12 protein-coding genes are annotated in these 13,154 nt (G+C 71.0%); 1 reads left to right on the top strand and 11 read right to left on the bottom strand.

The genetic code is table 11. From position 1 onward, the window contains the following. Positions 1–75 precede the first annotated feature (75 nt). The 6 genes from ACWD4G_RS32925 to ACWD4G_RS32900 all read right to left on the bottom strand — a co-directional run bounded on the left by ACWD4G_RS32925 (position 76) and on the right by ACWD4G_RS32900 (position 6,887). A complete protein-coding gene (locus ACWD4G_RS32925) occupies positions 76–1,995 on the bottom strand; it encodes an ABC transporter ATP-binding protein (protein ID WP_451299968.1) in 1,920 nt (639 codons plus the stop codon). Between the two features lie 166 nt (positions 1,996–2,161). Continuing rightward, a complete protein-coding gene (locus ACWD4G_RS32920; protein ID WP_451299967.1) occupies positions 2,162–2,749 on the bottom strand; it encodes a histidine phosphatase family protein in 588 nt (195 codons plus the stop codon). A gap of 29 nt (positions 2,750–2,778) precedes the next feature. Next, entirely contained in the window at positions 2,779–4,404 is a 1,626-nt protein-coding gene (locus tag ACWD4G_RS32915; RefSeq protein WP_451299965.1) for a pyruvate, phosphate dikinase, read from the bottom strand. After that, positions 4,401–5,027: a transcriptional regulator gene (locus ACWD4G_RS32910; RefSeq protein WP_451299963.1), complete on the bottom strand. Its 627-nt coding sequence runs from the start codon at positions 5,025–5,027 to the stop codon at positions 4,401–4,403. Before ACWD4G_RS32910 ends, ACWD4G_RS32915 begins: the two co-directional genes overlap by 4 nt. Positions 5,028–5,136: 109 nt before the next feature. Continuing rightward, on the bottom strand, positions 5,137–5,934 hold the full coding sequence (locus tag ACWD4G_RS32905) for an ABC transporter permease (RefSeq protein WP_451299961.1): 798 nt from the start codon (positions 5,932–5,934) through the stop codon (positions 5,137–5,139). Continuing rightward, complete coding sequence (locus ACWD4G_RS32900) at positions 5,931–6,887, bottom strand: ATP-binding cassette domain-containing protein (protein ID WP_451299959.1); 957 nt, start codon at positions 6,885–6,887, stop codon at positions 5,931–5,933. Before ACWD4G_RS32900 ends, ACWD4G_RS32905 begins: the two co-directional genes overlap by 4 nt. Positions 6,888–6,976: 89 nt before the next feature. Here ACWD4G_RS32900 and ACWD4G_RS32895 point away from each other — a divergent pair, with 89 nt between their 5' ends. Continuing rightward, positions 6,977–8,107, top strand: a complete 1,131-nt coding sequence (locus ACWD4G_RS32895) for a TetR family transcriptional regulator (protein ID WP_451299957.1) — start codon at positions 6,977–6,979, stop codon at positions 8,105–8,107. 102 nt (positions 8,108–8,209) lie between these two features. Here ACWD4G_RS32895 and ACWD4G_RS32890 read toward each other — a convergent pair whose 3' ends face one another. The 5 genes from ACWD4G_RS32890 to ACWD4G_RS32870 form a co-directional block, all read right to left on the bottom strand. Continuing rightward, the gene (locus tag ACWD4G_RS32890) at positions 8,210–8,992 is read right to left on the bottom strand and encodes a 2-keto-4-pentenoate hydratase (protein WP_451299955.1); all 783 of its coding nucleotides are present in this window, start codon (positions 8,990–8,992) and stop codon (positions 8,210–8,212) included. Beyond that, complete coding sequence (locus ACWD4G_RS32885) at positions 8,989–9,972, bottom strand: methyltransferase (RefSeq protein ID WP_451299953.1); 984 nt, start codon at positions 9,970–9,972, stop codon at positions 8,989–8,991. The genes ACWD4G_RS32890 and ACWD4G_RS32885 overlap by 4 nt, the downstream gene beginning before the upstream one ends. A gap of 110 nt (positions 9,973–10,082) precedes the next feature. Continuing rightward, the gene (gene dmpG, locus ACWD4G_RS32880) at positions 10,083–11,129 is read right to left on the bottom strand and encodes a 4-hydroxy-2-oxovalerate aldolase (protein ID WP_451299951.1); all 1,047 of its coding nucleotides are present in this window, start codon (positions 11,127–11,129) and stop codon (positions 10,083–10,085) included. Then, a complete protein-coding gene (locus ACWD4G_RS32875; protein ID WP_451299949.1) occupies positions 11,126–12,016 on the bottom strand; it encodes an acetaldehyde dehydrogenase (acetylating) in 891 nt (296 codons plus the stop codon). The genes dmpG and ACWD4G_RS32875 overlap by 4 nt, the downstream gene beginning before the upstream one ends. Continuing rightward, on the bottom strand, positions 12,013–13,134 hold the full coding sequence (locus ACWD4G_RS32870; protein WP_451299947.1) for a tryptophan dimethylallyltransferase family protein: 1,122 nt from the start codon (positions 13,132–13,134) through the stop codon (positions 12,013–12,015). Before ACWD4G_RS32870 ends, ACWD4G_RS32875 begins: the two co-directional genes overlap by 4 nt. Positions 13,135–13,154 lie beyond the last annotated feature (20 nt).

Raw genomic sequence — 13,154 nt, 5'->3', positions numbered from 1 at the left:
GGCGGTGGCCTGCCCTTTTAACGCCGGCCCGTCACCGACCTGCCAGGGGCGCAGTGGGTGTCCGGGTCGGATCGGTCAGGTGGACCCGGTGGTCGTGCGAGCGGGCGATGGTGTCCTGCGGTCCGTGTCCGGTGTCGGGTCGGTCGGGTCGGGTAGCCCGCCGGGAGCGGGTTCGGGGAGTGGGCCTTCGAGGGCCGACTCGGTACTTTCGCCGAGGAAGCCGCCCGACTGGTGTTGCCACAGCTTGGCGTAGGCGCCGTTCGCCTTGAGCAGTTCCTCGTGGGTGCCCTGTTCGGCGACGCTGCCCCGGTCGAGGACGACGAGACGGTCCATGCCGGCGACGGTGCTGAGACGGTGGGCGACCACGAGGGCCGTACGTCCGTCCATCAATCGCCACAGGGCGTCCTGGACGAGGAGTTCACTCTCCGAGTCCAGCGCGCTGGTCGCCTCGTCGAGCAGCAGGATCGGGGCGTCGCGCAGGATGGCCCGGGCGAGGGCGACGCGCTGGCGCTGGCCGCCCGAGAGTTTCACCCCCCGCTCCCCCACCAGAGTGCCGAAGCCATCGGGGAGTTGGTCGACGAACTCCGTGACGTGCGCGGCCGCGGCCGCCGCGTGGATCTCCTCGTCGGTGGCGCCGGGCCGGGCGAAGGCGATGTTGTCCCGCAGGCTGCGGTGGAACATGGCGGGCTCCTGCGGGACATAGGCGATCAGTGAGCGCAGATCGGCCTGGCGCAGTCGGCTGATGTCCTGCCCTCCGATGAGGATGCGTCCGTCGTCGATGTCCGACATCCGCAGCAGGAGCCGGGTGAGTGTGGTCTTGCCGCCGCCGGACCTGCCGACCAGACCGACGCGTGCGCCCGAGGGCACGTCCAGGTCGAGTCCCCGGAAGATCGGCTTCGCGCCCGCGTGGGCGAAGGTCACCGCCTTGAAGCGGACACCGGTGTCCCGTGGCGCGAGCGGTTCGGGCTCCGCCGGGTCGAGCACGGTGGGCGGATCGAGCAGCAGTTCGGTGAACTGCGCGGCCTCGGTCATGGAGGTTTCCAGACGCCGGTAGATCTGGTTGAACTCGAACATGATCTGGGTCGCGTTGGAGTAGTAGGTGAAGGCGACGACGACCTCCTCCACTCCCCGGGCCGAGCCGCCGAGGGCGATGGCGACCAACAGGCCCAGCACATTGGTCAGTACGGACATGGGGGCGATCAGGGTGTCGACGCGCAGATTGCCGTAGTCCCACGACCTCAGTGTCAGGCGGCGGGAGTCCGCGACACGGCTGCGGTGTTCGTCGGCCTCCCGTGGCTCGGCCGCGAACGCCCGGATGGTCTCCATGTTCACGAGGCTGTCGGCGACATGGCCGGCGACCCGGGCGGTCGCCTCCTCGCGGTCTTTGACGAGCCTCTGCCGACGGCGGATCAGAGGGGTCGCGGCCACCACGGTCACCACGATCATCAGCAGCAGGCCGGCGACGAGCATCGGCTCGTAGGTCCACAGCACCACGGCCCCGAACACCAGGGGGACGAGACTGCCCACGATCCGGTACGTCAGTGTGTCGACGAAGTCCTCGAAGCGCTTGCCGAAGCTCAGCACCCGTTTGGTCAGGGAGCCGGCGAAGTTGTCGTGGAAGAACGCCGCGTCCTTGGCGAGGAGTTCGTCCATGCCGTTCACATACAGGTGCTCCATGCCGAGGGCGTCCACACGGTTCAGACAGTGCTGCCCAACCCGCCACACGGCCTCGGCGACCAGCAGTGTCACGCCGAAGCCCACCACGTACGGCAGCGCCGAACGGACGGTGAGGCCGCCGCCGTCGGCGGCCTGGCCTGCCAGTTTGGCGATCAGGAGGGGGGCCAGGTAGCGGATGCCGATGTTGCCCACGGCCGGCAGCAGCAGTGCGGGCAGGGCCAGCCATCGTAGTCGCAGCAGTTCCCGTCCGTAGCGGCGCAGTGCCAGAACGACCGCGCTCCTGCCCGGCGCCGGCCCTCGCGTATCTGTTGTCCCCATCACACTCCCGGAAGTTCGGAAGTCGGAATTGTCCCGTCAGGGGAGGCCCTCAGTCCAGGCATTTACCTCGGACCGGCGAGAATCGGACACTGCCGCCTTCTCTGTACGCAACGGACGTATCCAGGGGTGGGCTTACGGCAGTCGGCGGGGCCCCGCCGGACCTGTGTCAGGGGCGGGTGCCGGGTCCGAAGCCCGTCCAGCGCAGCTCGGGCGGAAGGTGGCCCATGTCGTTGTAGAGCAGCACCGTCGGCGCCGTGCCGTCGCGGTACTCGATCACCGTCAGCGCCGCGTTCCCGCAGTTCAGGCCGAGCCATCGCACCGGTGGCGCATCGAGGGCGTCCCGGACCAGCCAGGCCACCTGGTAGGCGTGGGTGACCAGGATTTCATGGGTCTCGGTCTCGGCGGGGCGCGCGAACCTGCCGGTCAGGGCATCGGCACGGCGGCGCGCGTCCTCGGCTTCCTCGGCGCCGTAGCCGTCGAAGAACGCCGCCCACGACGGCGGCACGTCGTCCGGTACATGCGGGATGTGATCGACCAGCTCCGGTGCCTCCCGCACGGCGGCGCCCGGCAGAGCGGCGCCCACGATCTGCGCGGAGTGCACCGCCCTGGGCAGCGGCGAGTGCCAGACCGTGTCGATCGGAAGGCCCGCCAGACGCTTCCCGACCAGCTCCGACTGCCTCTCCCCGACGTCGGTCAGCGTGCCGAAGGGGTCGGCCGCCCCGTGTCGTACCAGGTACACATGCCGAGTTGCCATGGTGGTTCTCCTGTCAGGAATGGGTCGGATCAGCGGGTGCGCAGGGCCGTGTGGGCCGCGGCGAGGCGTTGGGTCTCGTCGCGGGCGGAGTGGTCGCCGGAGGCCTCGTCGGCCCAGGCGAGCAGGCGGTGGACGTGTTCGTCGGCCGCGTCGGTGACGACGCGGGGGGTGCCGAGGGCGACGTCTCCGCTGGTTCCGTCGAGGGTGATGAGCGTGCCCTCCGGGAGGGTGCGGCCCCCGGCCGTCACGGAGCGGTCGTCGCCGTCGATGGTGAGGCCGGGGACGCCCACGACGGCGGGCTTGCCCATGGCCCGGGCGACGACGGCGGCATGGCTGGCGGGCCCGCCGCGCGCGGTGACGATTCCGGTGGCGGCGGCGAGGCCGTGCATGTCGTTCGGGGAGGTCTCCGGGCGTACCAGGATGACCGGATCGGTTCGGGCCAGGCGTACCGCGCCGTCCGCCGTGGTCGCGATTCTGCCGGTGGCGACTCCGGGGCAGGCGCCGATCCCCCGGGCGAGGACGTCGGCCTCCTCGGCGGACGCGATGCGCGGTGTGCGGACGTGGCGGAGATGGAGCGGCGAGACCCGGAGCAGTGCTTCGTCCCGTCCGATGAGCTGCTGGTCGACGAGTTCGGTGGCCACCCGGACGGCGGCGCCCCCCACGAACCGGCCGGGCCGGACCTGCAGCAGCCACAGTTCGCCGGACTGGAAGGTGAACTCGACGTAGCAGGCGTCGCGGTAGTGGTCCTCGATCCGCCGCAGGGCGTCGAGCAGGCCCGTCCACACGTCCGGCTCCCGCTCGGCGAGTTCGCCGAGCGGCCGGGTCATCGACTTCCCGGAGACGACTTCCTCTCCCTGGTGCCCGAACAGGACTTCGCCGAACGGGATGTTCTCGCCGGTGTTGGGGTTGCGGCTGAACGCGACTCCGGTGCCGCTGTGGGCATCGCGGTTGCCGAACACCATTCGCTGGACGATCACTGCTGTGCCCAGGTCGTGCGGGATGCCGTTCACCTCGCGGTAGGTGCGCGCGCGGGGTGCGTCCCAGGACGAGAAGACGGCTTCGATCGCCTGTTTGAGCTGGTGGGTGGCGTCGTCGGGGATGGGCCGGCCGCTTCGCTGTCGGACGAGGTTCTCGACCGTCTCGATCGATTCGGTCAGGTGTGCTTCCTCATGCTCGGTCTCCCGCCCGGGATGTGCCGTGGGGGCGACCGAGGCGGCGTCCGCGTTCGTGGTCGCGGCGGCGAAGCTCGTCAGAAAGCTCAGCCGTGAGTTCAGTGCGAACGGCCGGTCGTCGGTCTCTGCGGCCAGGCCCTCGGTGGCTTCGGCCGTGAGACCGAGGTTGAGGATCGTGTCCATCATGCCGGGCATGGAGACACTGGCCCCGGAGCGGACGGACACCGCCAGCGGTTTGTGCGGTCCCCCGAAGGCACGCCCGGTGGAGCGTTCGAGGTCGGCCATGGCCATGGCCAGTTCGTCGTCGAGTCCTTCGGGAAGGCGCCCGTCCCGGAGGAAGGCGCGGCAGGCTTCCGTGGTGATGACGAACCCGTCCGGCACCGGCAGGCCAAGACGGTGTAATACGACCAGGCCGAGTGCCTTGCCGCCCAGGGTCTTGGCCGTCTCCTCGACCCGGGCGGAGATCGTGCGAATCCACCTCATCGCTGCAACCCGAGTGTGGCGAGCAGGTCTTCGTGCAGTTCCGCCCAGACGATGTGGTACGACGCGGTGCTGTCGGCCACGTACTCCAACTCGCCGGAGGAGGCGCGTTCGAGAGCCTCGGTGAGGCGGACTCGGTAGCGGCCGAAGCGGGGCAGGGCCGCGGACAGCTCGGCGCAGACCCCGGCGGCGCGTCGGTCCAGGTCGGCGAAGCGGGCGAGCACCCGGGAGTCGTAGCCGGGGTCGCTGTGGTCGTTGACGCTCATGACGCCGTCGACGGGGCGGAGTTGCCAGGCCGTGCAGAGGTCGAGCAGCTCGGGGTTGAGGACGAGGAACCGCTCGTACGCGGCCGTGACGCGCTCGCGGGCCCGGGCCGCGTCGAGTTCACGGGTGATCCGCTCGGCATCCGCGGCGCGGCCGGCGGCCGTGAGGCTCCACCCCGGTATGTCGCCGGAGAGGCGCGTGACCAGGCCCTCGGCGCCGAGGTCGATGAGTTCGGACTCGGCATCGGATTCGTCGAGGCCCGTGATCGCTCGGAGCCGGGCGAGGCTGATGGTGCCGGCGCAGCGCAGGGCGTGCAGTACCAGCAGGCCGGTGTCCGTCGCGGGGGCTTCGGGCCAGGTCATGGGTGGTCCTCCGGGGTGCGGTGCGTTGTGCGGGAGTTCGTCGGTAGTCGATGGCTCGCGGCGCGCGTCTCTTGTGCGCAACCGGCCTCGGCATGGCGGCTCGGCGGTGTCATTCCTGGCGGCCGTACGCGCGGACCGCGAGCGGGCAGAAGACGACGAACAGGATGGCCGACCACAGCAGGGTGCGGCCGATGCTTCCGTCGTCCGGCGTCCCGTTCAGCAGGGCGCGGCAGGCGTCCATGACATGGGTGACGGGGTTGATGTCCGCCCAGGCCCCCAGCCATCCGGGGAGGGTGTCGGTCGGGGAGGCCAGGCTGCTGCCCAGTTGGAGCGGCAGGAAGGCGATGAAGCTGAAGGCCAGTACGGCCTCGGCGCTCTTGACGATGACGCCGATGAACACCGTGACCCAGCTGAGGCAGAACCCGAACAGGATGGCGAGCCCGGTCGCCCCGAGTGCGGCGGGGATGCTGCCCTGGGCGCGGAACCCGAGGGAGAGGCCGATGACGAAGAGGATCGTGACGGCGATCAGATAGCGGAGGATGTCGGCCGTCACGGAGCCGAGCAGGGGCGCCGTACGGCTGATGGGGAGGCTGCGGAACCGGTCGGTGACGCCGTTCTTCAGGTCGAGGTTGATGGCCGAGCCGGTGGAGATCATTCCGGCCAGTCCGGCACCCATGACGAGGATTCCGGGGAACAGGTACTGCAGATATTCGCCGGTGGAGCCGGCGACCGGGCGGCCGAACAGATAGAGGAACAGGACCATGAACAGCGCGGGGGTGACCACGCCGTTCATGATCGGACCCGGGTTGCGGGTGGTCTTGAGGAGGCTGCGCTGGGCGAGCACCGCGCTGTGCCGGAGGGTGGCGAAGCGTCGGGGCCGGGCGGTTCCGGTGAGGGTGGTGGTCATGCTGCGTCCTTGGCGTCGGCGGTGGGGGCCCCGGTCAGGGACAGGAAGACCTCGTCGAGGCTGGGCAGACGGAAGGCCAGCTCGCCGACGTCGATGCCTCGGTCCCTCAGTTGAGCGGTTATCTCGAAGAACTCGGCGTCGCCCGCGACCGGTACGACGAGTTCATGACGGCGTGAGCGGTCGGGTTCCCGGCCCGCGACGCGGGCGATGATGGCGGCGGCGGGGTCTAGGTCGTCTGTGTCGGCCGGGCGCAGGACGACCGTGTGGCCGCCGATCTGGCGCTTGAGGTCGGTGGGTGTGCCGGACGCGATCACCCGGCCGTGGTCGATGACGGTGATGCCGTCGGCGAGGGCGTCGGCCTCTTCGAGGTACTGCGTGGTGAGCAGGACCGTGACGCCGTCCTCGCTGAGCCCCCGGATCATCTGCCACAGCTCGTCGCGCTTACCGGGGTCCAGTCCGACCGAGGGCTCGTCGAGGAACACGACCTCGGGCCGGCCGACCAGGCTGGCGGCGAGGTCGAGGCGGCGGCGCATCCCGCCCGAGTAGGTGGCGACGGGCCGGTCGGCCGCGTCGTCGAGACCGAAGCGGGACAGCAGTTCACCGGCCCGCCGACGGGCGTCGCCGCGCCGGAGGTCGAGGAGCCGGCCGATCATGACCAGGTTGGACCGCCCGGACAGCTCCTCGTCGACGCTGGTGTGCTGCCCCGACAGCGCGATGCGCCGACGGACCTGAGCCGGATCTCGCCGGGCATCGATCCCGGCCACCCGCACCTCCCCCGCGTCGGGGCGCAGCAGGGTCGCCAGCACACGGACGACGGTCGTCTTGCCCGCGCCGTTGGGCCCCAGCAGTCCCAGCACTTGTCCGCGAGGAGCGGAGAGGCCCACTCCGTCGACGGCCGTCGTACGGCCGAATGTCTTGATCAGTCCGTCGACCTCGAACCCGTTGTCACCCACGACCCAACTCCGATGTTCGCGTCTTCCAGATGTCAGCATCATCTGGATGCTGCTTGTATCATGACACACCAGGAGCCGAAGGGGGCACGATGGCGAGACTGACCCGCGCACAGCAGCAGGAGCGGACCCGTGCTGCGGTACTGGTCGCGGCCCGGCGGGAGTTCGCCGAGTACGGCTATGTCGAGGCCAAGATCGACCGGATCGCCGAGCGGGCCGAACTGACCAGGGGCGCGGTCTACTCCAACTTCACCGGCAAGCGCGCGCTCTATCTCGCGGTGCTGGTCGACGCCGCAGAGCGGGCCCGGGACGCCGCCGAACCCCCGGCGGACTCCCCCGACTCCGTCGGACAGGGACTCGGCTCGTTCGCCCGGGTCTGGCTCGAACGACTGCCCTTCCTCGGTGACACCCCGGGGAGCGGCCATCTGCAGCTGCGCTCGCTGTCCGGAGTGCTGGGCACCGAGTCGGCGCGGGCCGCGCTCGCCGAACTCGTCCGGTTCGAGGCGCTGTTGCTCGCGCTGGCCCTTGAGCCGCGTTCCGCCGTGCGCGCCGGGACCGTACGGCCGGCCGGGCTGGCCCTGACCCTGCTCCACGGTGCGGCCGGCCTCGCGGAGAACGCCCCCGGCGTCGGCGACCCCTTCGATCTGGCCCGCGCCGCCGAGCATCTGGCCGGCATCGCCCTCGGCGACGACCCGGAGCCGCCGCATCTGCCCTATGTCGCCCCGGCGCGCTCGACCGAGGCCGCGTGGGTGCCGCCGGGCGGTCTGCGCGACGAGATCACCGGCCGGCCGGTCGACCTCGGCGACGACGGGGTGGTCGTCGTGCTGGGTGTGGGGCGCCTGTCGGCGGCCGAGGACGCGATGCGCTCGGCGCGGCCGGACGACGAGGTGACGATCGTCGTCGTCACCAGCGACCCCGCCGAGATGGGCCGCCTGGCCCGGCTCCGGATCGTGGATCTCGTCGGCTGTCTGCGCCGGGTGTTCACGGCCGACCGGCTGCCACGGTCACGCGTCGTGTTCGACGACAACGGCACGGTCCCGGCAGCCCTCGGCCACCCCTCGGCCGACGACCGCGACGCCGGCCTTGGCCTCGACCTCGACCTCACCGAGATGGCGGTCCGGGTCCACGACGGGCTGATCACGACCCGCGCGACCGGCCGAGGCGCGGGCCACGCCGCGGCCCGCCACCACTCCCCCGATCCCGGGCGGAGCGGGGCGGTGTGACACCGGGCACGACTGAGCGGCCGTACCCCGCGAAGCGGCGCTCCCGACATCTCTCCCCCAGCGCCGGCCGCGGCGGTACCGGCCGCCGCGGCCGGACCGGCCCTATGTGCTGAGGGACACCGAGCCCAAGACCCCGAACGTGGCGCGCACTTCCTGGTCCGGCAGCAGGTCCACCGCGCCCGACCAGGAGCCGGCCAGTACGAGGTCGCCTGCCGCGATACCGGTGCCGAAGTCCGCCAGGATGCGGACCAGGCAGGCCACCGACTCCGCCGGATGGCCCATGACCGCCGAGCCGTCGCCGGTGTACTCGGTGTCGCCGCCGCGCAGGACCATCCGCGCCACCGCCAGGTCGGTGGTGTCCGGTGGGACGCCGGGGCCTATCACGGCGGCGGCGGAGGAGGCGTTGTCGGCGACGGTGTCCACCAGGCCGATCCTCCATGCCTCGATCCGGCTGTCGAGCACCTCCAGGACGGGGCAGACCTCCGTGGTGGCGTCGAGGACGTCCCGGGCCGTGACGTCGTGGCCGCTCAGGTCCTCCGCCATCCGGAAGGCGATCTCGCCCTCGACCTTCGGTGCGATGAACCTCCGCAGATCGAGGTGGACGCCGTCGGGCAGGAGCATGCGGTCGGTCAGATAGCCGAAGTCGGGATGGTCGATGCCGAACATCCGCTGGATCGCCTCACTGGTGGCTCCGATCTTGAGCCCGGCCGGAACGGCGCCGTCCGCCATGTCGAGCGCGCGGACCTCGCTCTGGATCGCGTACGCGTCCGCCAGGCCGAGTCGCGGGTGCCGGAGCGACACGGGCGGCACCGGCCTGCGGGTTCTGGCGGCGTTCCACAGCTCGGCGGCGAGTTCGGCGTGGAGGGTCCGCGCGGCGGTCGTCATCGGCTCGCCACGAAGAGCCGGCCGCCGGGCAGAGCGATCGGCACGGTTCCGGTCCGTGAGAAGCCCGCTTCGGCGAACTTGTCCAACCACTCCTGCTCGGTGGGCAGATGGACGCTCATGAACGTGGAGTGCAGATAGGTGAAGAGCGCGCTGAACCTGCGCTCCTCGGGCTGGGACGCGTAGGAGACGGCGTCGGCCACGGCGAGGAATCCGCCGGGGGCGAGCGCGTCGCGCAGGGCACCGAGCACGTTCTGGGCCGTGCGGTCGTCCGCGACGATGTCGTGCATGACGTAGCAGGCCAGGACGGCTTCCGCGCCGGCGACCGGCCCGGGGTCGTCGGCCAGTGACTCGATGGGCCGTTCGACGACCGTCAGGCGCTCGTGCACCCCGGAGGCGAGGGCGGCCTCCCGCGCGGCGGCACAGGCGGCGCCGTTGATGTCGACGGCGGTGCCGGTGCGTGCCGGGTTCTGCCGCAGCAGGTCGATGAGCAGAGCGCCGGACCCGGCGCCGAGGTCCGTGACCCGGAGCGCGCCGGACGCCACGACCTGTTCGACGAGCTGCGGATAGAACGCGCGTTCGCCGATCCATCGTGAACTGACCGCGACCCGGCGTCCGTTGCGCCGGTGGGTGCGGGCGGCCTCGGCCGGGTCGGTCAGGAACGCGCGGGCATGGTCGAGGAAGGGCCCGTTGGCGTTCATCGCCCAGGACACATACCCGGCCTGGTGGCGCAGGTCGGGGTAGTCGGCGGCGGTCTGGAAGTCGCCCGGGATGTCGGTCTCGACGACCAGGCCGGCCGCGAGCAGCGCCGTCAGGTAGGCGGTGACGCCGTCGAGGGGGACGCCCGCCGCCTTGGCCATGTCCGGGGCGGTGAACGTCTCGCCGGAGTCCAGGACCTGGTCGGCCCCGATCTCGGCGCCGATCTGCAGCAGTGCGGCGACCGCGGCCGCGTCGGCCACGGAATCCGGGGTGTGCCGTTGCATGGTTCCTTCTTCCTTGCCGGTCGATGTGCCGTTCGGACGGGCCCGTCGGATGGGCCCAACGGAGCGGCCTGTCTGTTCGGCCCGTCTGTTCGGCCCGTCAAATGGGCCCGTCAGATGTGGTCGGCGGAGCTGGTCGGCAGGTCCCCGGGGGCCCGCTCGGCGGCCAGTCGCATGGCGACCTCGATGATGGTGTCCTCCTGGCCGGCCACCACCCGCCGCTTGCCCAGTTCGAGGAGGATCTCGCGGGGGTCGACGTCGAAGCGCCGGGCCGCCCGCCGCACCGGCGCCGCGAACCCGGAGAACACCCCGGCGATACCGCTGGCTATGGTGACGCTGTCGTTGGTCGGTACGTGCTTCACAAACCGTTCCTCGGCCGTGTCCGCCGCGTCGAGGGCGCCGAACAGCCTGATCCGGGTCTCCGTCCGCTCGACGTGGAGGTTGGCGGCGACCAGTTCGATCGGCGCGTTGCCCGCGCCCGCGCCGAACCCGCGTGCGGTGACGTCCACGATGGTCGCCCCCGCCCGCATCGCGGTCATGCTGTTGATCACCGACAGGCCGAGGTTGTTGTGGGCGTGGAAGCCGATGGCGATGTCGAGTTTGTCGACCAGCTCGCCGACTTTCTCCCGCACCTTCTGCGGGGTGTAGGCGCCGGCCGAGTCCATCAGGACGACTGCCTCGGCGCCGTAGTCCCGCATGAGCTGCGCCTGTTCGACGAGCTTCTTCGCCGAGGCCATATGGCTCATCAGCAGCATGCCCTTCACGGTGACGCCCATGGCCCGCAGCATCGTGATCTGCTGGCGGGTGACGTCGGCCTCCGTGCAGTGGGCGCCTACCCGGACCTCGTCCACACCGCAGTCGAGGGCGGGCTTGAGGTCGCGTTCGACGCTGGCGAAGCCGGGGATGGAGAGCACGCCGAGCCGGGAGTGGCGCAGTTCGGCCTTGGCGGCGCGCAGCATCTCCGCGTCGCTGATGGCGGCGATGCCGACCTGGATGGAGGAGGCGCCGAGACCGTTGCCGTGGCCGACCTCGACGACGTCCACGCCCGCCGACTCGGCCGCCCGCGCGTACGCGCTGATGTCCTGGGCCCCCAGCTGGTGGCCGACGGCGTGGTTGCCGTCCCTGAGCGTGGTGTCGCAGATCTGGAGTGTGCCGCTCATGACCGCCCCCGCCCGGTGCGAGCCTCCGCCGCGGCGACGGCGGCGCAGGTGATGATGTCCAGATTTCCGGCATAGCGGGGGAAGTAGTCGCCCCGCCCCTCGACCTCCACCGTGAGCATGTAGCGGTCTCCGGTGGCGACCGGCGGCACCACCACCCGGTAGCCGGGAACGTAGGAACGGATCTGCTTCTCCATCGTGTCGACCGCGTCCCGCAGGGCGTCGAGGTCGATGCGTTCGGTGGTGGACACGGCGATGGAGTTGCGCATGACGATGCCGGGGTCGGCCGGGTTGATGATCAGCACGGTCTTGGTCCGGGTCGCGTCACAGAACTCGCTGGTGGCCTGTTCCGTGGTGTGCACGTACTCGTCCAGGTTGGCCCGTGAGGCGGGGCCCACGCTGGCCGAGGCGCTCGCCGAGACGATCTCCAGGTAGTCGACGTGGCCGGCGATCTGTGTGATGCAGCGGGCCATCGGGACGGCCGCCTGTCCGCCGCAGGTCACCATGGAGAGGTACTGCTCCTCGACGCAGTCCTCCAGGTTGAGGGCCGGGACGCAGAACTTGCCCCGGTTGGCCGGGGTGAGGTCGATGAACGGCAGCCCCAGCGGCTCGACGGCGTCCCAGTGGCGGGTGGCGTCGGCGGCGGAGGTCGCGTCGAACACCAAGTCGATGTCGTCCTTGGCGTCGACGACCGCGTGGATGCCGTCGGTGCTCGTGGCGACCCCTCGGCCACGGGCCAGTTCGAGGCCGGGTGACTCGGCCCGCCGGCCGGCGAACAGCACACACGTCAGCAGCGGTGAGGTCTCGATCTTCAGCAGCAGATCGGTTCCGATGTTCCCGGTCCCCACGATGGCGCATCGCAGCGGGGCCGGATGCTCTGGCGTCCTCATTCGGTCCTTCCTCTCGCAGTGGGGCGGCCGCCGAGGTGGTCCTGTTGGCTCACACCGAGCGGCGGAGGGTTCACGTCGTGCATCTCCGGTGACAGATAGACCTTCACGCGGGGGCGGGAGCGGCCCGGCTGCCAGGAGAGGTAGTTGTGGATTCCGGTTCCCTCGTCGAGTGCGCGGTGGGCGATGCCGGCGAGCACGCTGTCGTAGCGGCGCAGCGCCTGCGGATGCGCGGCGAGGACCTGGTGGATGCGCCGGCGGACCTGGTCGTCGTGCTCCGCGTAGGTCCACAGCGGTATGTAGAGCGTGGCCGGGGGCCGTTCGAGGGTCTGCGCGTCGAACAGCGACAGACAGGTCACGGGTGGCTGGACGGTGAAGTGGCGGCGCCCGTCCGTCATGGTTCTGCACAGGGCGCGCACCTCCCCCGGTTCGAAGCCCGGGTAGGTCTTGAGGACGGCCGCCACCTCCTCGGCGTCGGCGGCGAAGTGCCGGAAGTAGACCTTCACCCGGGCCTCGGGGTCGTCGGCCAAGTCCAGCGAGAGCAGGAAGGGCACGTCGTAGCCGGGCCGGTGGACATGGGCCTGGACCACGGGCCACAGCTGTCTCGCGCCCATCCGGTCCAGGGCGGTGTAGAGCAGGTCGAACACGCCGTCCGGGCCGTTCACGTCCAGGTAGAACCAGACCTTGAACCGGATCGGGGCGCCGGGGCGCACCTCGGCGCCGTACATGGACACATGCGGTCCATGGGCGTCGTCGGGCAGGAGCCTGTCCGCGACGGCCGACCAGCGGGCGGTGCCGGCGCCGTGGCGTTCGGCGAGCAGCGGCATGAGCGCCCGCGCCGCGCCGGGGTCACGGGCCGGCACGCCCGTCGTCAGTGGCTCCATGGCGAACTGCAGGGCGGGCGTGTCCCCGCCCAGGTCGACGGCGTACTCCACCGGCGACCCGTCGGGGGACACGTCCGACAGGGGGAGGTCGCTCGGACGGGCGGTGCCCCAGTGGTCGGTCATGGCGCGGAACGTCGCGACGAATTCCGTACCGCCGACTCCCAGTCCCAGGGTTTGTGCGGTCTTCTCCAATAGCGTGGCGCAGGCATCTCGGACCGTCGCCGACTCCTCGGTCACCCGGTTCTCCTTGTCAAGAT

It is taken from the genome of Streptomyces sp. NPDC002643 (genome assembly GCF_053592555.1).
This window is presented reverse-complemented; position numbering and strand designations above follow the sequence as displayed.